The 25,070-nt window shown below is 33.2% G+C and carries 17 protein-coding genes; 16 read left to right on the top strand and 1 reads right to left on the bottom strand.

Annotation, left to right across the window (positions count from 1 at the left end; translation table 11 throughout):
* Positions 1-2: 2 nt before the first annotated feature.
* The 14 genes from ACWGOQ_RS20220 (at position 3) to ACWGOQ_RS20155 (ending at position 20,314) form a co-directional block, all read left to right on the top strand.
* Positions 3-1,109, top strand: a complete 1,107-nt coding sequence (locus tag ACWGOQ_RS20220; RefSeq protein ID WP_452059547.1) for a phage integrase SAM-like domain-containing protein — start codon at positions 3-5, stop codon at positions 1,107-1,109.
* 1 nt (position 1,110) lies between these two features.
* On the top strand, positions 1,111-2,181 hold the full coding sequence (locus ACWGOQ_RS20215; protein ID WP_452059546.1) for a DUF6617 family protein: 1,071 nt from the start codon (positions 1,111-1,113) through the stop codon (positions 2,179-2,181).
* A gap of 121 nt (positions 2,182-2,302) precedes the next feature.
* Positions 2,303-2,605, top strand: a complete 303-nt coding sequence (locus tag ACWGOQ_RS20210) for a helix-turn-helix domain-containing protein (protein WP_452059545.1) — start codon at positions 2,303-2,305, stop codon at positions 2,603-2,605.
* 2 nt (positions 2,606-2,607) lie between these two features.
* Positions 2,608-2,892, top strand: coding sequence for a helix-turn-helix domain-containing protein (locus ACWGOQ_RS20205; protein WP_040280860.1), 285 nt, complete (start codon positions 2,608-2,610; stop codon positions 2,890-2,892).
* Positions 2,882-5,167 (top strand): DUF3987 domain-containing protein, encoded by a 2,286-nt coding sequence (locus ACWGOQ_RS20200; protein ID WP_452059544.1) that lies wholly within the window; start codon positions 2,882-2,884, stop codon positions 5,165-5,167. The genes ACWGOQ_RS20205 and ACWGOQ_RS20200 overlap by 11 nt, the downstream gene beginning before the upstream one ends.
* Before the next feature lie 104 nt (positions 5,168-5,271).
* On the top strand, positions 5,272-5,574 hold the full coding sequence (locus ACWGOQ_RS20195; RefSeq protein ID WP_452059543.1) for a helix-turn-helix domain-containing protein: 303 nt from the start codon (positions 5,272-5,274) through the stop codon (positions 5,572-5,574).
* Positions 5,571-7,340 (top strand): type I restriction-modification system subunit M, encoded by a 1,770-nt coding sequence (locus tag ACWGOQ_RS20190; RefSeq protein ID WP_452059542.1) that lies wholly within the window; start codon positions 5,571-5,573, stop codon positions 7,338-7,340. The genes ACWGOQ_RS20195 and ACWGOQ_RS20190 overlap by 4 nt, the downstream gene beginning before the upstream one ends.
* Complete coding sequence (locus ACWGOQ_RS20185; protein WP_452059541.1) at positions 7,341-8,648, top strand: restriction endonuclease subunit S; 1,308 nt, start codon at positions 7,341-7,343, stop codon at positions 8,646-8,648.
* 2 nt (positions 8,649-8,650) lie between these two features.
* A complete protein-coding gene (locus ACWGOQ_RS20180) occupies positions 8,651-10,777 on the top strand; it encodes an AAA family ATPase (protein ID WP_452059540.1) in 2,127 nt (708 codons plus the stop codon).
* On the top strand, positions 10,777-11,664 hold the full coding sequence (locus tag ACWGOQ_RS20175; RefSeq protein WP_452059539.1) for a DUF3226 domain-containing protein: 888 nt from the start codon (positions 10,777-10,779) through the stop codon (positions 11,662-11,664). Before ACWGOQ_RS20180 ends, ACWGOQ_RS20175 begins: the two co-directional genes overlap by 1 nt.
* A gap of 2 nt (positions 11,665-11,666) precedes the next feature.
* Positions 11,667-14,618: a type I restriction endonuclease subunit R gene (locus ACWGOQ_RS20170; RefSeq protein ID WP_452059538.1), complete on the top strand. Its 2,952-nt coding sequence runs from the start codon at positions 11,667-11,669 to the stop codon at positions 14,616-14,618.
* Positions 14,619-16,646, top strand: coding sequence for a Piwi domain-containing protein (locus tag ACWGOQ_RS20165; protein ID WP_452059537.1), 2,028 nt, complete (start codon positions 14,619-14,621; stop codon positions 16,644-16,646).
* Between the two features lie 9 nt (positions 16,647-16,655).
* On the top strand, positions 16,656-18,728 hold the full coding sequence (locus ACWGOQ_RS20160) for a GmrSD restriction endonuclease domain-containing protein (protein ID WP_452059536.1): 2,073 nt from the start codon (positions 16,656-16,658) through the stop codon (positions 18,726-18,728).
* Between the two features lie 1,151 nt (positions 18,729-19,879).
* Positions 19,880-20,314: a DUF6943 family protein gene (locus ACWGOQ_RS20155; protein ID WP_452059535.1), complete on the top strand. Its 435-nt coding sequence runs from the start codon at positions 19,880-19,882 to the stop codon at positions 20,312-20,314.
* A 156-nt stretch (positions 20,315-20,470) separates the two neighbouring features.
* Here the strand turns inward: ACWGOQ_RS20155 and ACWGOQ_RS20150 are convergent, their stop codons facing one another.
* Positions 20,471-21,274, bottom strand: coding sequence for a hypothetical protein (locus ACWGOQ_RS20150; RefSeq protein WP_452059534.1), 804 nt, complete (start codon positions 21,272-21,274; stop codon positions 20,471-20,473).
* 92 nt (positions 21,275-21,366) lie between these two features.
* Here ACWGOQ_RS20150 and ACWGOQ_RS20145 point away from each other — a divergent pair, with 92 nt between their 5' ends.
* Together ACWGOQ_RS20145 and ACWGOQ_RS20140 are read left to right on the top strand one after the other, a co-directional pair.
* A complete protein-coding gene (locus tag ACWGOQ_RS20145) occupies positions 21,367-21,858 on the top strand; it encodes a thermonuclease family protein (RefSeq protein WP_452059533.1) in 492 nt (163 codons plus the stop codon).
* Positions 21,859-22,920: 1,062 nt separating this feature from the next.
* Positions 22,921-25,053 carry a catalase gene (locus ACWGOQ_RS20140; protein WP_452059532.1) on the top strand — a complete coding sequence of 711 codons (2,133 nt, stop codon included), beginning with the start codon at positions 22,921-22,923 and terminating at the stop codon, positions 25,051-25,053.
* Positions 25,054-25,070: the final 17 nt, after the last annotated feature.

Raw genomic sequence — 25,070 nt, 5'->3', positions numbered from 1 at the left:
TTATGAAAGTAACACTAAGAAAACGCAAGAAAGGAAACAAAATCAGTTTGTATTTAGATTACTATGCAGATGGTAAGCGAGAATACGAATATCTTAAATTGTACCTCACACCTGAACCAGAAAAAGGTACACTTTCAAAGGCAGAGAAAGACCAAAACAAATCGATACTTCAATTAGCAGAAAGTATAAGAGCTAAAAGACACTTAGAAATTCAGAATGATATTTATGATTTTCAAGATAAGGAGAAACTAAAAGGCAGTTTCATATTATACTTTGATGCACTCACAGAAAAGAGAAAAGCCAGTTTAGGTAATTATGGCAATTGGGATAGTGTTGGCAAGCATTTAAGAAAATACAGTCCAAGAGATATTTCATTTAGCAGAGTCAATCGTGAATGGGTACAAGGTTTTAAAGATTATTTAGATAAAACAGCACGAACAAAAAGCAACAAAGAATTATCTCAAAACTCAAAACACTCCTACTTCAATAAATTAAAGGCAGCATTAAAGCAAGCAGTTAGAGATGGGATTTTAAAATACAATCCTTCGGAGCAAGTCCAGGGATTTAAACAAGGAGAACCACAAAGAGAGTTTTTAACCTTAGAAGAAGTACAAGCATTAGTAAAAGCAGATTGCGAAAGCAAGCAGCTAAAAACTGCGTTTTTATTCGCTTGTCTTACTGGTTTAAGATGGTCAGATATAAATAAGTTGGTTTGGTCAGAGGTGCAACATTCTGATGAAATGGGCTACTACATACGTTTCCGACAACAAAAAACCAAAGGAGCTGAAACCCTACCAATTTCCGAGCAAGCACGTAATATGTTAGGAGAAGAACAGGAACAAACGGAGCGTGTTTTTAAAGGCTTAAAATATAGTGCTTGGCACAATGTAAAATTATTACAATGGGTAATGCGTGCAGGAATAACCAAAAACATCACGTTCCATTGTGCAAGACACACCTATGCAACCTTACAGCTTACTATGGGTACAGATATTTATACCGTATCAAAATTATTAGGACATAGAGAATTAAAAACCACTCAGATATATGCCAAAGTAATAGACAGCAAAAAGAAAGAAGCAGCTAACAAAATTCAACTCGATTTATAATATGGAACTAACTATTTTTAAAAGCATCATTTATGGAGATTTAAAACCTTGGGCAAGTGATGCGGTCAATGAAAAGTTTTACAGACAAAATAGGTCTGCAAAATTCATAAAGCCTACACAGACTATAAACGAGTATTACAAGGCGTTAAAGGAAATCCATAAGAACAAGCCTAATCTATTCAAAGAAGATGGTTTAGAAATCTATCTATTACAAACTGATACCGATATAAAACACGATATTCTGCATCCATTGGTTGAAATCCAATTAGAAGAACCAACCACAGCAACACAAAGGTTTTATCATTACTTACTTTTAAATGAAACTACAAGGCTATCGGATAGAGTTTTTAAATGTGTTAATAAAGACGTTGGAGAAATTCAGAAAAAAGAGATAGTTCAAAATGTAGTGAAATCTTGCAAAGACTTATTATTAAGAATAGGAACAGATCAAGACAGTTTTAAGCAAACCGACTTGACAGCTTATGTTATTCCTCAACTCATTACTAACGTAATTCGTTTTCTAAAGGAAACCGAAAAGTTATATCCTCAATTCCTTTCGGAATTACCTTCAAACAAAAATGAGCTTTACGGAGAACTACTTCAACAATCCATTCCAGATATAGAGATTGATAAGCCAACACCTGAATTTCAAACAGTAAATAATATTCTTTTAGGTATTGATAATTATAAGTTTGAAAAAGATACTCGTTTCTCTTTTGGTTTTACTGGAGATACAACAAAGCTAAAATCGGTACTCTCTTTACTCAATCGTGATATTGAATTATTGAATGAAGATAAAACCACAGTTGATGATTTATATGCAGTCTTTACAAGTAAAGACTTAAAGTTGGGTGCTCCACAAATTTATTTAGGTTGTCAAACATTAGAGTTTGCTTATAAAGTGAAAAAATTAGCATTATCATTTTCAAACTTATCTGAAACAACAATTGATGATTCCAACCTCTTTTTCTCAAAAAAAGGGAGTCCTATTTCAAGGGGAAGTCTATACAATGCGAACCAAAAACAACCCTATAAAAAAGAAGATATAGACAACATTTTCAGCCATCTGTAAATAAAAACAGTTAGATGTGTTAGATATAGTAGTTAGATGTTAGATTCTAACTGATTACCAGAGTGTTACGAAATAGTTTAGCGGTCAGAAATGAATGTTAAACCTTTTAAATCGTAACAAAATGAGTAACGAAAATTTAATTTTAGAAAAGCTCAACAGCCTTGAGCAAAAGATAGAGGAACAAAACCTCTTAAAGAAAGAAGTACTAAACTTCAATGATGCCTGTAGCTATTTAGATATAAGTGCTTCGCATCTGTACAAACTTACCAGTCAGAAATTAATACCACACTTCTGCCCACAAGGTAAAAAACTCTATTTCAATCGTACCGAGTTAGACGAATGGTTACAGCGTAACCGTCAATCTTCTACGGACGAAATCGAAAAAGCAGCAGCCAATTATCTAATTCAAAACAAACGCAGTTAGATATGGGCTTTTATCATCCTTTAGACGAAAAGTTAGAACAGATAGACGATAGACTATCAGAACTAACGCTTATGCTTAAAGACAAGCAAAGAAGCAATCCTGACCAAGTGTTTTTCGACACCCAAGAGTTTCTACAGATAATGAATGTAAGTAAGCGTACCGCTCAATATTGGCGAGATAGCGGACTCATAGGCTATTGCCAAATTGGGTACAAAATCTATTACCGCTTATCAGACATACTCCAATTGTTAGACCAAAATTTTAAAGCACCTATCAATGGAAAATAATCACATAAATACTTCTAAAATGGCATCATCTACTATATATAAAAATTTCAATCAACCCATAGGAAATAAAGCCTTACTACTAATAGTAAAGGACGTTATTGAGGGCAAATACAAAGAACCCATTGAAGCTATTCGTATGGCTATTGGAATGGGTAAACCAGAGCGAGCAGACCAATTCAAAAAAGAATTAGTTGCCTTTACTCCTTCCGCAACTTTTGAAGGTGGTCGTAAAATGGAATACTTTAAAAAGTACAGCGGATTTGTACACTTAGATTTTGACAAGTTGGAACCAGACGAGCTTCAAGAAGCGAAACAGAAAATACAATCCATTCCTTTCACTTTTGCTTGTTTCGCAAGCCCAAGCGGAAATGGGCTAAAAGTATTTATTGAAATAAATACAGATACAGAACATCATAAAACCGCTTATGCACAAGTGCAAGCGTATTATGAAAAAGAAGTTGGTATTGAAGCAGACCCAAAATGTAAAGACATTACAAGGTTGTGTTTTGTGTCTTATGATCCTGACGGATATAAGAACATACAAAACGAAAAGTTCAAGGTAAAAACCGAAACGGTTTTACAACCTCTCACAGCATCAACACCTAAAACAGTAGTAACTCAAAATCCTATTCCTAATGAAAATGCCAATAATTCAGAAACCTTTACCGAGTGTATCACATTCACCGAAAACAAAGAAAGTTATGCAGACGGCAACCGGAACAATTTCATATATCAATTGGCTTGTAATTGCAACAGGAGAGGAATCGTGTATGATGATGCTTTGCATCTTATTCTAAATACTTATGACCTAAACCAAGAGGAAATAAAAGCATCTGTAAAATCAGCTTATGATAACAACGCTATGCAATTTGCGAGCTATCCAAGTCATAAGCAAACAGCACAACCAAATGAAATAGTAAGTGATGAAGATTATCTAAAAAACACACCTACTTTTGACGAGCAATTATTTGATAATCTACCAGAGGTTTTAAGAAAAGGTACAATGGCATTTACAGACCCAAGAGAACGTGATGTTTTCTTTACAGGTGCATTGTCTATTCTTAGCGGTTGTTTACCAAATGTATCAGGTGTTTATGCTCAACAAACCGTATTCCCTAATTTATTTTCTTTTATCATAGCTCCAGCAGCAAGTGGAAAAGGTGCTTTAAAATTTGCTAAAGTATTGGCAGACCCATATCAAGAAAGTATTTTAGAACAAAGCAATCAAGATAAGTCTATCTATGATGCCGAATTAGCTCAATACAAAGCAGAACAGCGAAACAGAAAGAAAGACGATACAGAAACCGCAGAAGAGCCTGTAAAACCACCTTTTAAAGTGGTGTTCATTCCTGCTAATACTTCTTATGCAGCTATTTTACAACACATACAACAAAATGAAGGTAAAGGAATTATTTGCGAAACAGAAGCAGACAGTATGGGTGCAGTTTTTAAGCAAGATTGGGGCGGATATTCTGATATGCTCAGAAAAGCGTTTCATTCTGAAACGATTTCTGTATCAAGAAAAACAGACAATGAATATGTAATTATTAAAGAGCCTAAAATATCTGTGGCGTTATCGGGCACTCCTAGTCAAGTAGCCAATATCATTGCATCCGCAGAAGATGGCTTATTCAGTCGCTTTTTATTCTATACATTTAAAGTAGAGCAACTTTGGAAAGATGTATCGCCATTCGGCAATACCTTAAATTTAAACGACCATTTTGAAGCCTTATCGCAGAATGTATTAGAAATGATAAACTTCTTAGAAACCAATCACACACAAATACACTTATCCAAAGAACAATGGCAAACAGTTAATTATACAGGGCAACAATGGTTAACAGAAGTAACCACCTTTACAGCAGAAGAAGCTGGAAGCGTAGTAAAACGTTTAGGCTTAATTCTATATCGTATTTGTATGATATTATCCACGCTTCGCAAATTTGATAATGGAGATTGTACCGAAAATGTAACCTGTACTGATGAAGATTTTGAAATGGCGTTATTGATTGCAAATGTCTATCTACAACACAGTTTGTTAATGTACAACAACCTACCAAAGAAAGAAGAAACAGGCGTTTTTAAAGGTGCTAATAATAAAAAACAATTCTTTGAAGCCTTACCGCAAAACTTCAAGCGTGAAGAAGCCATCCTCATAGGTAAGAAATACCAACTCAAAGACCGTTCTATTGATGCCTTATTAAAATCATTGGTAGGCTCACATCTCTCACAGCCAAGTTATGGCCACTATCAGAAGATTGCATCTTCTTTATAGTTTGCAACCTTTGCACTTTTTATAAATCTTGTTGTTGTTTTTGCTCTTGTTTGTTTTGAATTTGTCTATATTTGACAAATGTATTTAATACAAACAAATAAGCAATGAATAAATTCGGAGACTTAATACGGTCTAAAAGAGAAGAACAAGAAATGCTACTCAGGCACTTATCCGCAGAGTTAGACATTGACACCGCAATGCTTAGTAAAATAGAAAGAGGAGAAAAAACAGCTAAACGAGAACATATAAAACCTTTAGCAAAACTTTTCAAACTTGACTACAACGAACTGTTTTCACTTTGGTTAGCAGACCAAGTATTTCAGTTGGTAGAAAATGAAGAACAAGCATTAGAAGCTCTACAGATTGCAGAAGAAGAAGTTAAACAATTGATTAAAGATTCAGAATGAACCAAACACAACATAACGCTATCGTAAATTTTATCTGGAGTATTGCAGATGATGTATTACGTGATGTATATACAAGAGGTAAATACAGAGATATTATTTTGCCATTTACAGTATTAAGAAGATTGGATGCCATTCTTGAACCGACTAAAGATAAGGTATTAGAAATGCACCAAAAGTTAAACGAAATGAAGATTGACAACCAATCGCCTCAACTTCGTAAAACAAGCGGTTATGTGTTTTACAATACCTCTAACTATACTTTTAAAAGACTATTAAATGAACCGGGTAATATCCGCCAGAATTTAGAAACCTATTTAGATGGCTTTAGCAGTAATGTGCAGGACATTATTAGCAAGTTCAAACTACGCAACCAATTAGAAACTTTAGAAGAAGGAAACATCACATTTCCATTAATAGAAAAGTTTTGTTCCAGTACCATAAATGTAAGTCCAAACCCTGTTACCGATAAAGATGGTAAAGTAGTTATGGAAGGCTTAACCAATTTAGGTATGGGCTATGTTTTTGAAGAATTGATACGAAAGTTCAATGAAGAAAACAATGAAGAAGCAGGAGAACACTTTACACCAAGAGAGATTATTAAATTAATGACCCATTTAATTTTTGAACCCTTAAAAGATAAAATTAAAGACGGAACCTATTTAATATACGACCCAGCTTGCGGTAGTGGTGGTATGCTTACAGAAGCAGAACATTTTGCTAAAAATTTGAATCCAAAGGCAACCTTTCATTTATACGGTCAAGAGGTAAATCCTGAAACCTATGCCATTTGTAAAGCAGATATGTTGATTAAAGATGAAGACCCAGAGAAAATTGCTTTTGGTTCTACATTGAGTAAAGACGGTTTTCCAAACTTACAGTTTGATTTTATGATAAGTAACCCACCGTATGGGAAAACTTGGAAAGTAGATAAAGATGCCATTCTCGATAAAAAAGAAATTATAGACCCACGTTTTACTGTAGGTGTACCAAGAATCAATGATGGTCAATTATTGTTTGTAATGAACATTGTTTCTAAACTAAAAAATAACAGCCCATTAGGTAGTAGAGCAGCAACTATACATAACGGTTCAGCTTTATTTACGGGTGATGCAGGTCAAGGAGAAACCGAAATACGCAAGTATTTGTTAGAAAATGATTTGTTGGAAACGATTATAGCCTTGCCAAACGACTTATTTTACAATACAGGTATTCCTACCTATATTTTTATTTTAAACAATAAAAAGGATGAAAATCGTAAAGGCAAACTGCAATTAATAAGCGTTACTACCGAGCAGTTTTATAGCAAAATGCGAAAACCATTAGGTAAAAAACGTGTAGAGTTTAACAAAGACCATATTAGAGCTATTACCGACTTGTTCTTAAACTTTGAAAACAATGAAAATAGTATCATTTTAGATAATGAAGATTTTGGTTACAGCCAAATAACGGTACACCGCCCACAGCGTGATGAAAAAGGAAATATTGTTACCGATAGCAAGAAAAAACCTAAAAGTGATACAGCACTTAAAGACAAAGAAAATATCCCTTTAAAAGAAGATATTGATGCCTTTTTTGAAAAAGAAGTACTCCCATTTGCAGAAGATGCTTGGTACAACCCTAAAGAAACTAAAATAGGTTACGAAATAAACTTTGCTAAATACTTTTATAAACACAAAGCCCCAAGAGCTTTAGAACAAATATCTGCCGATATTTTTAAGATTGAAGAAGAAACAGAACACCTATTAAAAGAAATTGTAGAAGCATAAATGATGGTACAAGAAACATATAAAACTACTTGGTTGGCCAATGCTCCAGAGCATTGGAATACTTTGCGTATCAAAAATATTTTTGCTGAAATAGACGACAGAAGCGAAACAGGAAAAGAAGAGTTATTGTCTGTTTCTCATTATACTGGCGTTACCAAAAAAAGAGATAGTCTTGCTAATGAAGACGATTTTATAAGCAATGCTAAAACCTTAGTAGGGTATAAAAAAGTAGCCGAAAATGATTTGGTAAGTAACATTATGTTGGCTTGGAATGGTAGTTTGGGTATTTCTAAATACAATGGTATTACAAGTCCTGCCTATTGTGTGTATCGCATTAAAGAGGACAATAACCCAGATTATTATGGCTATTTATTTTCTACAGCATTTATGAAAGCGGAGTTTAGAAAAAAGTCCTATGGTATTATAGATAGTAGATTACGTTTATATTCTGATAAGTTTTTCAGCATTCCTGCACCTGTACCACCTAAAACAGAGCAAGACCAAATTGTAACCTACATAAAAGAACAATCCAAAAAAATAAAACACTTCATTAAAAAGAAGCAAACCTTTATTGCTTTGTTAAAAGAGCAACGACAGGCGGTTATTAATAAAGCGGTTACAAAAGGTGTTAACCCAAATGTAACATTAAAAAATAGCGGTATTGATTGGTTAGGCGATATTCCAGAGCATTGGGAGGTTATTAAATTAGTTGGCTTATGCCATTTTGTTAGGGGTAATTCAACTTTTAAAAAGGATGAATTGTTAAATAATGGAAAATATGTAGCTCTACAATATGGTAAAACTTATAAAGTTGATGAGATTGATGAAAATTATCATTTTTATGTAAATGAAGAATTTCACAAGTCCACTCAAACAATAAAATTTGGAGATGTTATAGTTGTTTCAACATCGGAGACTATCGAAGATTTAGGACATTCTGTTTTTTACAATAGGAATGATATAGGCTTATTAGGAGGTGAACAGATGGCTTTAAAGCCTTATCATCAAAATATTGATAACAAGTATTTATATTATTCAGCAAAACTATTTACCAAAACCTTACAAGTATATGCAACTGGTGTAAAAGTATTTAGGTTTAATATTAATCATCTTAAAACAATTTATACGTCTCTTCCCCCAAAAGAAGAACAAGCCCAAATCGTTTCGCACATCAAAACCGAAACTGCCAAAATAGACCAAGCCATAACCAAAGCCCAAAAAGAAATAGAACTTATAAAAGAGTACAAAGAAGCTATGATAGCAGAAGCTGTATTGGGAAAGTTTAATCATAAAATTGTAAAGTCATAGATATGTCAAGTAAAAGAATAGTTAGGCATTTAGACCGCTTGTTATTAGACCCTAATAACTATAGGTTTATAGACAGACCAGAATACAGCAAAGTTCCAGACCATCAGCTTGATGATACTCGTGTGCAACAACGTACATTAAACTTTCTTTTGGGTAAAAACAATTCAAATGTAAAAGACCTCATTAGCAGTTTTACTACCAATGGTTTCTTAGATATAGACCAAATCCAAGTAAAAGCAGTTGGCGATAAATATGTTGTATTAGAAGGAAATCGTAGAACAGCAACGCTTAAATACTTATGGAATGAATTTAAAGAGGGCAATGATGTTGGTAAATTATCAGAAGCCGATTTTAAAAGTATAAATATTGTAGAAATAATAGATGAAGACCCAGTACAACATCTAATATCTATGGGATTACACCACATTAGTGGTAAAAAAAGGTGGAATGCTGTAAATGAAGCTCAATTAATAAACGATTTAATAATTGAGTATGGAAAATCAGAAGAAGAAGTTTGTGATTCTTTAGGTATAACAAAACAGAAACTTAGAAAAAATAGACGTACACTATTTCTAATTGACCAATACAAAAGAAGTGATTTTGGAGACCAATTTGAAGCAAATAGATTTACCATTTTTGAAACCATAATAAGTAGTCCAGTAATGAAAAACTGGATAGCTTGGGACGACAATAATTATGTTGCTACCAACAGTACAAATATTGAGCGTTTATTTAGTTGGATTTCTGAAACAGAAGAAATTGACAAAGATGAAGACGGTATTGAAAGGTCTTCTTTAAAAGAACCTATAATTAGTCAATATAGGCAAATAAAAGAATTAGCAGAGTTTATAAATGATGCCCAAGCTGTAAAGCGAATGGAAGAAAGTCGCAGTATTGCTGAGGGTTATTCATACAGTGATGCTATTGGCGAAAACAGACTAAAAAACGCATTAAATTCCATAAAAAGTGAAGTAAACGTAGCGTTTAACTTTAGTGAACATCTTACACCAGACGATTATTTGGAGGTCGAAAGACTTAAAGTTAAGTTAGATAGATTGATACCAAGTAGTGAAGCTAAAATTGTTATAAACGACAAACTTATGTCGTCATACTTTGCAACTATTTCTAATCACTTTGATAATGCTTTTATTCATAGTTATCGTAAACTAAATAAGATTAAGGTTAAGAATTTATCTAAGGTGAATATTTTTGCGGGTGGTAATAATATGGGTAAAACGTCTTTATTAGAAGCGTTCTATTTATTAAGCCAACTAAACGACCTAAACGCCTTTTTAGATTTAGAAAAGTATAGAGGTAAATTTCAAAACGATTTTAATGCAAAGTGGATTGATAAGAATTTTATCGATGCCATAGAAATAGAAGGCTCTTTTAATTCGGTTGAAACGTCTTTGTATTTATCAAAAGAAACTACAGAAGAGAATATAGAGAAATCAGGTTATCTAAATACAATTAATGCAGAAGCAAAAGTTAAAGAATCAACATTAAATAGTAGTATTCATTTATACGGTAATAAAGAAGCTGAATTAAGATTTTCGAAATCTCAAATCCTCTGTCCTGCAACATTTACAAGTCCATACAGATACAATCACGTTCTATTAAAAAAAGCTCACGCCTATGCTATTGAAGAAAAATACTTTGATAGGGTTATTGACTTTATTCGGGAGCATTTAGATAATTCTATCCAAAAAATAGAGATGATAAATGTAGAGGGCGAAAGTCGTTTTATGGTTACATCATCAGCTATAAATGAAGTAATAGATATTACCAAATACGGAGAAGGTTTACAACGTGTATTCGAGATTGCATTATTAATGGTTTACAGCAAAAACGGTATAATTTGTATTGATGAAATTGATAGTGCAATTCACAAAACTTTACTTATAGAGTTTACGAAATTCATTCAGCAAACCGCAGACACATTTAACGTTCAAGTATTCCTATCTACACATAGTAAAGAATGTATTGATGCTTTTATAAAAAATCAATACCATAATGAGCATTTAACCGCTTATGCCTTGACAGACGTAGATGGCCATATAAAATGTAAATACATTGATGGTAGTAGGTTAGAACAGTTGGTGGAATCTATAAATTTTGATATTAGGTAATGGCAAATAATACACTATTTATACTCACAGAGGGAGACCACGATTCAGCCTTTTTATATCGCATATTAAAAGCAAATGGCTTTACATCCTACAGCGTTAAAATAAAGGATTATCCAGAACCTTTGAATAGCTTTTTACAAACGGATATAATTAATGTATCCATACCAGAGGTTAAAATTCAACAGGCACGTACACGATTTTTGCCTTTCTACGTAATGCAAAATGGAGATAATTTAATATTTATTTATTCTATTGGTGGTGATACTAAAAATGTAATAAGAACAGCCTTAGTTTCGGCATTAAATGCTTTTAATATAGAAGATGAAGATGATTTAGCAATTCAAGCATTGCCAAATACATCAATGTCTGTATTGTACTTTTTTGATGCAGATGATAAAGGTACTGATTTCCGAATAGCACAAATTATTGAAGAAATAAAACCAGCATTCCCAAAATTTACTTTTGAAGAGAACACTCATTATAAAGCATCCACATTTTATCAAATAGAAGATTTAAAAGTTGGTGCATATATTTTTAGAGAGGTTGCAGAAGATAAAGGAATGTTAGAGGATATTATGTTACCACTAATGCAAGACGGTAATGATGATATTTTTGAGGCAGCAGAAACATTTTTATCAACGAATACAACCTGTACACTATTTAAAGACAAATTAAAATATGACGATACAGGGGTAATTCTAAAGAAGGTAAATAAAGAGAAATACACTCACCGAAAATCTTTAATTGGTACAGTTGGTCAATTACAAAAATCAGGTAAGTCTAATACAGTATGCATAAGTGATGCTGATTATTTGAACAATGATAAAATACTGGCTAATGATACCTGTAAAGAAATAGTAGAACTTATAAAGCAAGTAATGATTTAATTATGCAAACATCCGATACATCAGAAAAAGGCTTAGAAACTATCATTGAAAAACATTTGATAGAAAATAATGGCTACCGTCAAAGTTATAGTGCAGATTATGACAGAGACCTTTGCATTAATAAAAAATTGCTTTTTGAATTTATTAAAGAAACACAGCCACTTGCTTACGATACCATTCTAAAAAGAGGTGAAGAAAAGTTTGTTAAGAGGTTAACAGACCAAATAAGACAAAAAGGAATAATTGAAATTTTACGTAACGGTATTAAAGATTTAGACCTTAGAGTACAACTCTATTACAAAAAGCCGACATCACATTTAAACCAAACAGCCCAAAAGCAATATAAAGCAAATATCTTTTCAGTTACTCGTCAGTTATATTACAGTTTAGCCAATAGTAATTCATTAGATATGGTAGTCTCTATAAACGGATTACCAGTAAGTACTTTAGAATTAAAGAATCAATGGACAGGACAAAATGTAAAAAATGCCATTCGTCAATATCAAAACGATAGAGACCCAAAAGAAGCCCTATTTACATTTGGCAGATGTATGGTACACTTTGCAGTAGATGCAGACTTAGTGTATATGACAACCCATTTGAGTGGTACTAAAACATTCTTTTTACCATTCAATAAAGGAAATGATGATGGTGCTGGAAATCCATTAAATCCAAATGGTCTAAAAACAGATTACCTCTGGAAAGACATATTAACTAAAGAAAGTTTTAGTAATATCATTGAAAACTATGCCCAAATAGTTGAGGAAAAAGATGAAGATACAGGTAAAATTAAACGCAAGTTAATTTTCCCAAGATACCACCAATTAAGAGCGGTTAAAACCATATTAGACCACGCTAAAGAAAACGGAGTAGGTCAAAAATACTTGATACAACATTCAGCAGGTTCAGGTAAATCAAATTCTATTACTTGGTTGGCTCATCAATTAGTGAGTTTGCATAATACTGAACATACAGAAGCAGTCTTCGATAGTGTTATTGTAGTAACCGATAGACGAGTTTTAGACAAGCAAATCAGAGATAATATAAAACAATTTGCTCAAGTAAATAGTGTTGTAGAAGCGATAGACAAAGGAAGTCGGCAACTCAAACAAGCCTTAGAAGATGGTAAGAAGATTATTGTTACCACCGTTCAAAAGTTCCCTTTCATCATAGATGAAATAGGAACTCTACAAGCTAAAAAATTTGCTATACTTATTGATGAAGCTCATAGTAGTCAAAGTGGAGAAACAGCCAGTAAAATGAACTGGGTATTGTCTGAAAAAGAAACGCCTTACGGAGAAGAACAAGAGCCTCCAACATCTGAAGATGTTATCAATGCATTGATTGAAAATCGTAAGATGCTTAAAAATGGGAGTTACTTTGCCTTTACAGCAACCCCTAAGAATAAAACCTTAGAAACTTTTGGTACGCAAACAGCAGAAGGAAAATTTAAGGCTTTTGATACCTATACAATGAAACAGGCAATTGAGGAAGAATTTATCCTTGATGTGCTTAAAAATTATACGACTTACCAATCTTACTACAAATTAGATAAAGCAGTAGAAGATAATCCAGAATTTGAAACACGTCAAGCAAATAAAAAATTAAGGGCGTATGTAGAAAGTCATCCGTTTTCTATTATGGAAAAGTCCAAAGTAATGTTAGACCATTTTCATACAGATATTAGAAAACAAATAAACGGTCAAGCCAAAGCAATGGTAGTTTGTAAAAGCATCAACAATGCCATAAAATATTACCAAGCTTTTAAAGAGTATCTTAAAGAAATAAACTCTCCATACAAAGCTATTGTAGCATTTTCTGGAACAAAAGAATTAGATGGTGAAGATGTAGATGAAGCTAAATTAAACGGTTTCCCAAGTAATGATATTCCTAATGAGTTTAAGAAAAAAGAATACCGTTTCTTAGTCGTAGCTAATAAATTTCAAACAGGTTTCGACCAACCTCTTTTACATACTATGTATGTAGATAAAAAATTGGCAGATGTTCAAGCAGTACAAACGCTATCACGATTAAACAGAGCTTACAAACCGTATAAAGAAGATACGTTCGTAATGGACTTTTTTAACTCAACAGAAGACATTAAGAAAGCATTTGAGCCATTCTATACCACAACTATTTTAAGTGAGGAAACAGATGCTAATAAATTAAATGACTTACAAGATGCGTTAGATAATGCACAGGTGTACGCACAGGATGATATTGTAAACTTTACCGAATTATATTTTAAGGAAGCAGACCGTCAAGAATTAGACCCAATTATCGATAAATGTGTAGCTGCGTTTAAATCTGAACTTAATGAAGATGCTAAAATAGACTTTTATGTAAAAGCAAAATCGTTCTTTAGAACATATGCATTTCTATCAAAAATACTCTCATTTAGTAATGTGTATTGGGAACGTCTATATTGGTTTTTAAAGTTTCTAATCCCAAAGATTAAACCAGAAGAAATTGAAGATTTAGCCAAAGGAATTTTAGAAGCAATAGACTTAGATAGTTACCGATTAACACGAACTACACAAGAGGATATTAAACTAAAAGGTGATGAAGAATTAGACCCAACACCACCAGTAATGAAAGGGAAAAAAGGAGATCTTGGGTTTGAAGAATTAGAAGCAATAATAAATGAGTTTAATACAAGATTTGGTATAGATAATTGGTCTGATGATGATAAGGTAAAAAACTTCTTGTTCGAGCAATTGCCAGCAGACTTTGCTCGTGATGGAGTTACCGTAAATGCAGTTAAAAACAGCGATAAGCAAAATGCTAAAATAACTTCGGATAAAAAAGTAGAAGATTTAATGCAAGATGTAATATTTCAATACACAGACTTGTACAAAAAATTCACAGACGACCCAGACTTCAAACGTCAATATTTAGACTTTGTTTTTGATAAAATATGGAAACAACAAAATAATAATCAACAGCAACTATAAGTGAATAACCTTACTATAAATATCATCCCATTCAAACACCCTTCTATTCAGAAGGAGTTTGGATTTTATACCGAGAAAAAAGAAGGTTATTTCCCTATACACAGAACAGAGCTTCCCAACGAGTTATGGAATACTCAAAAAGAAGAAGTAGTAAAATCTAAATATTACTATACCAATTTTAAAGATACAGAAGATTGCGTTCTTAAAACAAAAGTAGATTTATACAGTAGCACAAAGTTTGCAAAGCATCTTTATACTCGCTTAATATATAATTATTTCATTGCTATTGCTGACACAATACAATTCAATTATGTAGGTGATATAGAAGTATGGTTTTTAAATGCTAAAGCATCTAAAAACAAGTATAATAACTACGATAAATATACATTGAAAATTGAGTTTTCAGGCTTAACTAAAAGTCCTGCATTGCTATTGTCGTATGATGGCGTTTCAAAAGTTGCAACTACAAGTATTGATGAAATTAATATTCCTACGGAATATTTCAAAACAGTAATTTATAATAAAGAAATACAGCGTTTTAAGTACTTGACAGAAGATGCAAAGAATCATTTAGATAAAGTATATCCATTACTCAATATACCTCTTAAAAACCATTTAGAAATACCGCATACAGTTCCAAGAAAAGGCAACCGCTATAAGCCTTATTATCAATATATTACTTCGTTTTATAGCAACTATTTAAACACAAAGGAGTTCAGAGCAATCTTACCATTAGATGAAAATGGATTTTATAATATTCCAGAAGAAGATATTTATAAGACCACTAAAAATTCAAATAATCTAAGGTTTTATGAAGGTGTCGGTATAGATCCAAAAAAAGGAATGAAATATCCTGGTCCTTATAGGTCAAGTCCACACGATAACGTAAACGTTTTCTTTATTTATCATAAATCAGATGAAGTTGATTACGCTCTAAAATTACACGATTATTTTATGGAAGGCTATAAAACATACTTTCCACCTATAAAAAAAGTAATAAGACAACCACTTCATTTAGATAAAGGAACGAGTTTAGCGTTTGCAAGTTTTGAAAGCTGTATTGGCGAATTGAAAACACATTTACTTAATTTAGAAAAAAAACCAAATACAAGATATGTAGCAGTATATGTTAGTCCTATTCATAAAGAAGATAAAGACAACAAACATTTATATTATCAAGTTAAAGAAGAGTTATTAAAACACGATATTTCTTCTCAGGTCGTTTACAAAGAGAGTATAAACAATGCTTATTTTGGTGCATTCTTAGAAAACATTGCACCTGCTTTATTAGCTAAAATAGACGGTATTCCTTGGCGTTTAGACAGAGAGCTTAAACAAGAGTTAATTGTGGGTGTAGGTGCGTTTAAATCTGTAGAGACCAATACTCGTTTTGTAGGTAGTGCATTTTGTTTTAACAACAAAGGAGAGTTTAAAGGCTTTGACTGTTTTAGGGATAATGAGTTTGACTTGATTGCTGGTAAAATAGGTAAACAAGTTTTGACCTTTATTGAAGAAAATGAAAATAAATTAGAAAGGCTCATTATTCACTATTTCAAACCGTTTAATAAAGATGAAATTGATTTAGTACAAAAGACATTAGGGCGATTAGAATTAAAAATTCCAATAATTATAGTAACCATCAATAAAACAGAGTCGAGCGATTATGTTGCTTTTGATACAAGTGATGATGCTCTAATGCCTTTAAGTGGCACAATTATAGAAATTGCACATCTTAAATATTTATTGTTTAACAATGCAAAGTATAGTGCAAATGGTTTTGCAACAGACCATCCATTCCCTGTAAAGCTAAGTTTATTTTGCACAGAGAAAGAGTATTTTGAAGATGTAGCAATAGTAAAAGAATTGATAGATCAAGTATATCAGTTTAGCAGAATGTATTGGAAATCTGTAAAGCAACAAAACTTACCTGTAACAATAAAATATCCTGAAATGGTAGCACAAATATTTCCTCATTTTGAAGGCGATAAACTACCAGACTTCGGTAAAAATAACCTTTGGTTTTTATAAAAATTATATATGAAGGCATCAGCTAAAAATCTATTATCAATTATTAAAGAACCTAAACAGTTCATTATTCCTATTTACCAACGCACATACAGTTGGCAATTCAAACAATGTGCTTTATTATTCAAAGACATTCAAGCAGCCTCTAAATCTGAACAAGGTCATTTCATTGGCTCAATAGTTTATTTTCAACCGGATATACATACCATTGCAGAGATAAATAAGTACTTAGTAATTGATGGGCAACAAAGATTAACGACCATTACTTTATTGATTGCAGCTTTAGTAAAGTTCATAGAAAAGAATCCAGATTGTGAAGTAGATACCACAGCCAAAAAACTAAAAAATTACTATCTATTTAATGCAGAAGAAGATAATGATTTGTATTTCAAATTATTATTAACAAGAAGAGACAAAGAAACCCTTATAAACCTATTAACAAACAAGCCTTTACCTACAAAGCATTCACATAGAATTATTGAGAATCACGATTATTTTTATAAGCAAATTGATAAAAACAACATCAATAAAATATATAAAGGGCTTCAAAAATTAATAGTGGTTGATGTAGCATTAGAAAGGGAAAAAGACAATCCACAATTAATATTCGAGAGTTTAAACTCAACAGGTTTAAACCTATCACAAGCAGACCTTATTAGAAATTATATTTTAATGGGGCAAGAAGCTACATTCCAAAAACATCTATACGAAACCTATTGGTATCCTATGGAACAGAGTTTTGGAGAAAATATAACCGCTTTACCTTGGTTTATGCGTGATTATTTAACAATGAAGTTGAATAGCATTCCTAAAATTGGAGAGGTTTACGATACGTTTAAATTGTATTTCAATAACCATAAAGACAAATTAGGAACGGAAAATATTGTAAAAAGCCTTTATGAGTATTCGCAGTATTATGTTGCAATTGCTTTACAGAAAGAAGAAGATAAAGCACTAAAGTCTGTATTTAAAGAAATTACCAAATTACGTATGGATACTTCGTACCCATTCTTATTGGCAGTTTATGGCGATTACAAAAATGAGCTAATCACATTTGATGAATTTGTAGAGATATTGCAACTTACTAAAAATTACGTTTTTAGACGTGCTATTTGTGGTATTCCTACCAACAGTTTAAACAAAACATTTGCAACACTTTACAAGAATATTAAAAGTGAAACCTATGCAGAATCTGTAAAGGCAGCATTTATGTTGATGGATGGATATAGAAGATTTCCAGATGATGCAGAGTTTACAAGAGAAATTCAATTGAAAGATGTCTATAATTTTAGGTCAAGAAACTACCTTTTAGAATCCTTAGAAAACTTCAAGCGAAAGGAATTAGTAAATGCAGAAAACTACACCATAGAACACATTATACCACAAAATCCAAAAACACCTTTTGAATGGCAAAAGGAATTAGGCGAGAATTGGAAACAGGTAAAAGAAAAGTATTTACACACTTTAGGAAACCTATCATTAACAGCTTATAATTCAGAATTATCGGATAGACCATTCACTAATAAAAAGACCATTGAAGGAGGTTTTAATGACAGTCCTTTATTCTTAAACAAATCGGTTAGAGTAGCTGATGTATGGAATGAACAAGCAATCAATAACAGAGCAGTAGAATTAGGTCAAAGAGCTTTAAAAGTATGGCCATCACCATATTTAGATGCAGATGTTTTAGAAATGTATAAAGCACCTGAAAACACAAGAGATACAGTTCAATATTCTATAGAACAATACGAGTATTTACAAAATGAAATGTTAGACTTATATCGTTTGTTTGAAAAGAGAGTGTTAAATATTGATGCTACAGCAAAAGTTGAATTTAAGAAGCTATACATAGCATTTAAAGCACAAACTAACTTTGTTGATGTAGTACCTCAAAAATCAAAATTACGTCTATCCTTGAATATGGATTTTGAGAATATCAAAGACCCTAAAAACCTATGTAGAGATATTAGTGGTTTAGGAAGATGGGGTAATGGTAATGTAGAAGTCAATTTACGCCACGCTTCAGAATTAGATGATATTATCGAATTAGTAGAACAAGCATTTGAAGAACAGATGAATGGTTAGAATTAACATTAAATAATTATAAGGTGTGCCACAGGCACGACTTTAATAACGGTTGGTTCCGTAGGTTTCTTTCCCCAGCCTATAAAAATCCAACGTTATTCGTGCCTCATAACTCCTCTGTCTTTTTATAGGCTTCCGCTCTTCCCACGCTACAGTTGTTATTTTCTGTCACACTTTTTGCAATCCAACGCTAATTACAGCACATTATTATCCTCGTTCCTGCGGTAGTAAAGAGCTATGCCAACCCAAAAAAGCAAAAAGGCGTATGCACTCCAATGTACCGCTCTGTGCAACTTGTGCCAGAAAATAACAACCCAAAGCTACATTAACATAATGTGGCATTATAGTACATACCACAAGGGCTTCATTGCATTACGGGCTAAAGCCTATGTCCTATAATAACATTATGTTAAGTATCCGCTCATTGCCAACGCTTTAAACCTACTTCACCAACCGAAAGACCAACAATTCCCCACCACCCTTTTCAGCGGTCAGAAAAAAAATACACTATGAGTTAATGTCGGTTTATAGTAGATATATTCCATTCTCTCTTTTCGTGCCTACATTCTTTCATTACATATACCCACTAACACCTAACAAGGCAAGCAAGAGTAGCTCATTCTCTACACTTCACTAAGCCACACACTATTCCATTACGCAATCCGTATGCAAGCCCACCGCACAACAACTTTGCAGTAAATTGTAAAGTTTGCAAAGTCTGCAACCCTGCAATGCATACAGTATTGCTTCATTCCATCCCACCGCATTTAGTTCCGTTTCTTTCAATCGCTACACTTGCCACACACCAGCCAACGCTTTTAGAATAAGTATAGTTTATTTTTTTTCTGGTCATATTTCCCCAAAGGAATTGAACAACCAAATAAGCATTTTACAAATAAGAGAGTAAGTAAAGAATGTTATGCCAAAAGAATAAAAAAGACAGCAAGTATAGGCGGTTCCAATTGGTCTGAAAAGGTCAAGCCCTACGGGTTTTAAAAAAAATCTCCACCCACAAGGGGTAGTATTTTCCTTAAAAACCTTGTCAGTCCACTTTCCACCACCAGTTGAATGGCTTTCTTTTTTTTTCGTTTTTTTCTTTGTCAAAAAATTTTGTGAAGGGGATTTCGGAAGCCAACTAAAATTCTCGGAAAATGACAAAATTCACTCTCAAAACTTACAGACCATCAGCCGAAACTGAAAAGCCACATTTCTACATTCTGAACAAAGGGATGAACAGCGGAAAGCCACTAAAACAACCTTGTCCGAATTGCTTCATTTTGATAGCACCCACAGAGGAAGTCAAAGAGCAGTTATATTGGCTATGTTTTGGGCTATGGCGTGCAAAATCCTTTCATTACTATTTAAAAGGTTCTGTTATTCCATTCATCACAAAAAACGACCTTAAACAAGGCATTTTAAACGGATTTGAACAGGCAAAAAATGATGTTTCAATTTTTAAAAAATCAGTAAAAGCCTTACAACTTTTAGAAGAACAAGAAAAGGTTTATAAACTCAACCTAAAACTAATTGATGATGCACGTAGGGCGGTTTTCTATCGCTACATTTCTAAAAAGCGATATTCTTAGGGCTACTCATATTTGAGTACTGTATAAGGCATATTTTAGCCCAATACGATTGCACCGTCTTAATAGAAAAAGGCAAACCTTACAAAGTGCAAAAAAGAAAAGCCCACTCAAATGAGCGGGCTTTCTTCTAATTCCATAAATCTCTAAAATGGCATCTTAGAATATTTCGGAAATCTTTAAGGCGTTACCTTGTGCAAATACATAGTAGTTTGAACCTACTTCTTGATAAAACTCAATACCAAGAGAATTTAAAACACTAACATCTGGTGTCATTGTAGGAGAACCTGGTAATGTTGCTACCAATGAAATTAATGCAGTCATTGAATCTACAGGTAAATATGCAGAATACTGTACATCTTTCAATTCATTCAAACTTGCATCTTTAGGCTCATAAACCTTTGTAGTGGTGTTGAACTCATAATCAGACAATACTGAAATAGCATTGATAATTCTAAAATGAGTTGCACCGGCTGGAATGTTTAAATAATTCAACGGATTAAACGCAGGAATATCCAAAGTTGAACTATCACGAGTACCAGCAGGAGTAATTGTGAATGGAGCATTAAAAGCACCATTGAAAGAAGTGAATCTGTTAAAATCAAAACCTTTCAAATAGTTTGGTACTGCCGAAACTAAAATAGCTCGTTTACCTCTGGCTTCAGAACCATCTTCTAAATTGATTTTCTTCATTATAGCAGTTAATCTTCCAGTCACTTGACTGTCTGCCATATTTTTCATTAAACTTGCTAATCCGACTCTAACGGATTTACCTGTCATTGCACAACCACCAAATTCGTTCATATTTTCACGAGTTCTTTGGAATGCAGGATCTGATGCAATTTGTTCAGCGGTTGGACCACCAGTCAAACCTGCAAAATAACCTTCATTTCCTTTAATTTTAAAATGTCTAATATCTCCAAGAGTACCGACATATTTTAGGGGACCTTTCTGTCTTGCCATTTCTGTAAATTTTTAAATGTTAATAATAATTCTTACTATTACAAATGTAAGCCTAACATATTGACTATCAATTCATTAATAAGTGTAAACAAATGCAAACAAGTGCTAATAAACAAACAAGGGTAAGACCACACTATGAAGTGGTTAAAGTATTGGACGGAGACGGACTAATCGTTAAAAATATTTTCACGAATAATGAAGAAGAAATAAGGCTATTAGGTATTGATGCTCCAGAGATTAAAGTTTGTAGAAAATTAAACCAAGATGAAAGAGAAGTGAATATCTCAGGCTCATTTTTAATTGAGTTAGGTTTTAAGTCAATGAAGTTTCTGCTTAAAAAAGCTAAACCACAAACAAGAATTACAATAATTCAGGAGCAATCAAATCTTACAGATGCTTTTGGAAGAACATTAGCATATATCATTTTGCCTAATGGCAAAACGCTTAATGAAATAATGGTCAGAAGAGGTTATGCAAAGCCATACAACAAAGTATTCTGTGAAGAGTTACCAAAGTACCAATCACTTAATTTGAAGGCTAAAACGAAGAAAAAAGGTTTATATTCGTTTATCAATACGTTCTAAAAACCCTACATTTACTTGCTCTTATTATCTCTTATTTATGGCTTCTTGTTGCCTATTTGTTGCCCAACTACCGTAACTATCTGATATACAGTATTACTTTACTTTTTGTATTGGGAAGTAATTCTATTTGTTAAAAAATTAACATATTAGTATTTAGGGGGGTACTTATGAAGTACCCCCGTCCCACCTCAGAACACCCCCTCCCCTGGTATAAAGACAGGAAGCACTTGTAGTGAACACAGGCTTCTCTTGTATTGAACACTAGAGTCTCCTCTGTTTTTAGTACCCCCACCCACTGTTGGAAGTACCCCTAACCAGGTTTTGACTACAGTATACCCACTATACTAAGTACCCCAAACTGACATGAATCATAAGACAGGGTACTTATAGAAGTACCCCCCTACCACTTATACAAGTGGGTTTTTGGGCCATTCTATACTAAAACGGCACTTTGTTAACACTTTTTGTTAAAATTGGCGCACACTATAAAATCTGTGTTATTAAAGGAAATCATGACAACTTTCATCAAGAATGTGCTAGTCGCTTTGAATAGATTAAAGATTATTACAAGTAATAAGTTTTAGTAAGATTATAAATTGTACTATACCATTTAAAATTATTCAACATGGATTTGTTACTCTTGAAAATCTATGTTTTTTACGAAAAGTATCATTTCTTTTTTAATCCAAGCTACACATACAATATATCATTGCCTACTATCTACCATCTCAACTATTTAATTACCACCATTAGCCCTGTTTTCAACACACAAATCAGAAACTTCTTTTCCAATTAGTTCACGCTGTACTTTTATTGAATGGTTGCCAGGAGTAATTCTTGCTTTTATCATCAGTGATTAACATCATAATAAATTAATGATTTAATGAGCTTTTGTAAAAAAGAAATAACGATTTACTAAGTAAAGGTCAAAAAACAATAAGAAATCAAGCTTCTATCACTTTCTTATATGAGGTCATCATATTCTTTTTAAGACACAATAATGTTTTTATTTACTGATACTTTCGTATTGACATTAAAATGACCAACTTAATTATCAGGCAAATGAGTAACACAAATGAAAATAACACGAAGAAGGATAACTCTTTAGAGGCTTTCAAAAAGGATGCATCAGGAAAAAAGATGACCTCCAGACAAGGACTTACGATAAACGATACTAATAATTCTTTAAAAGCGGGTGAAAGAGGCTCTACATTATTAGAAGATTTTTTACTTCGAGAAAAGATCACCAATTTTGATCACGAACGTATTCCTGAACGTATTGTTCATGCTCGCGGGAGTGCAGCTCATGGATACTTTGAGTTATATGAAAGTATGGAGAAGTATACAAAGGCCGGTATACTGACTGATACTTCAAGAAAAACACCTGTGTTTGTTCGGTTCTCTACAGTTGCTGGTTCTAAAGGTTCCCCAGATTTAGCAAGAGATGTACGTGGTTTTGCAGTAAAATTTTATACAGAAGAAGGAACGTGGGATCTAGTAGGAAATAATATGCCTGTTTTCTTTATCCAAGATGCTATGAAGTTTCCGGATCTAATACACTCGGTTAAGCCAGAACCAGATAGAGAAATTCCTCAAGCTGCATCTGCACACGACACATTTTATGATTTTGTTTCTCTGACAACAGAGACACTGCATAACCATATATGGGTGATGAGTGACCGTGGAATTCCGCGTAGCTTGAGAATGATGGAAGGTTTTGGTATTCACACTTTTCGTCTGATAAATGATAAAGGAGCAGCGCACTTTGTAAGATTTCACTGGAAACCACTATTGGGTGTACACTCTGTAACTTGGGATGAAGCTGTTAAAATTAATGGTGCAGATTCTGACTTCCATCGTAGGGACCTTTGGGATGCCATCGAGGCAGGGCATTTTCCGGAGTGGGAATTAGGTTTACAAATCATACCTGAAGAGGACGAACATAAATTCGAGTTTGATCTTTTGGATCCAACCAAATTAATACCAGAAGAAATGGTACCCGTTAACATAGTGGGAAAAATGACACTTAATAGAAATCCGGATAATTTCTTTGCAGAAACAGAACAAGTGGCTTTTCTATTAGGTAACATAGTTCCTGGGATAGATTTTACGAATGATCCATTATTACAAGGAAGATTATTTTCATATAGAGATACTCAGTTATCTAGATTAGGAAGCCCGAACTTCCATCAAATTCCAATTAACCGCCCTCTGGTTGATGTCCATAATAATCAAAGGGATGCACATATGCAGATGTCTATTCACAAAGGTAACACTGCCTATTTCCCTAACACACTCGGAGGTGGATGCCCTCATCTATCTAAAATTTCGGAAGGAGCATTTCATTCTTATCAAGAGCGTATTGATGCTAAGAAAATCAGGTCTAGAAGTGAAAGTTTTAACGATCATTACTCGCAACCCGCTATGTTCTACCGTAGCTTAAAAGACTGGGAGAAAGGGCACGTAGCTGAAGCGTATACCTTTGAATTAGGTAAGTGTACCTCTAAGCCAATTAAAGAGCGTATGCTGTGGTTAATCGAAAAGATTGACGCTGAGCTTGCCAAAAAAGTCGCTGATGGTCTAGGTCTTTCAATTCCGGACGAAATTGCAAAGCCAGTTAATCAAGCTATTGGAGCCGATGCAGATACTGATAAGCATCAACCAATTGAAAAGAAAAACTACCTAGACGTCTCAAAACCTTTAAGTCAAACTCATATTCAAACAGCATCTATAGCGACCAGACAAATTGCTGTCCTGGCAGCGAACGGTTTTCGAATGAAAGATTTGGACAAGATGAAAAAAGCCTTAGAAAAAGAAAGTGCTATTGTTAAGATTATTGCACCTCACGGAGGCGTTATTACTTGTGATGAAAACATGGATCACGAAGTTGACGCTGCCTTGATGACTACAGAAAGTGTACTCTATGATGCTGTGTATATACCCGGTGGGAAAAAATCTATTGATACACTCTCTAAAAATGCTAAGTGCATGAAATTTATTATCGAAGCGTACAAACACTGTAAAGCTATAGCATTAGACAATGAGGCTGTCGATATTATGGATGCTTCTGTGATTAAAAATTATAAAGATGATAAAGCAATATGTATAGATGATGAACCAGCCAAATTTATAAAAGCCATCTCACATCATAGAAATTGGGATAGAGAAAAACAGGCTAAAAATATTGCTATATAACATACTAAATAATATTA

It is taken from the genome of Aquimarina ulvae, assembly GCF_053613295.3.
The sequence above is the reverse complement of the archived record's forward strand: the minus strand, read 5'-3'. Positions and strand labels throughout refer to the sequence as shown.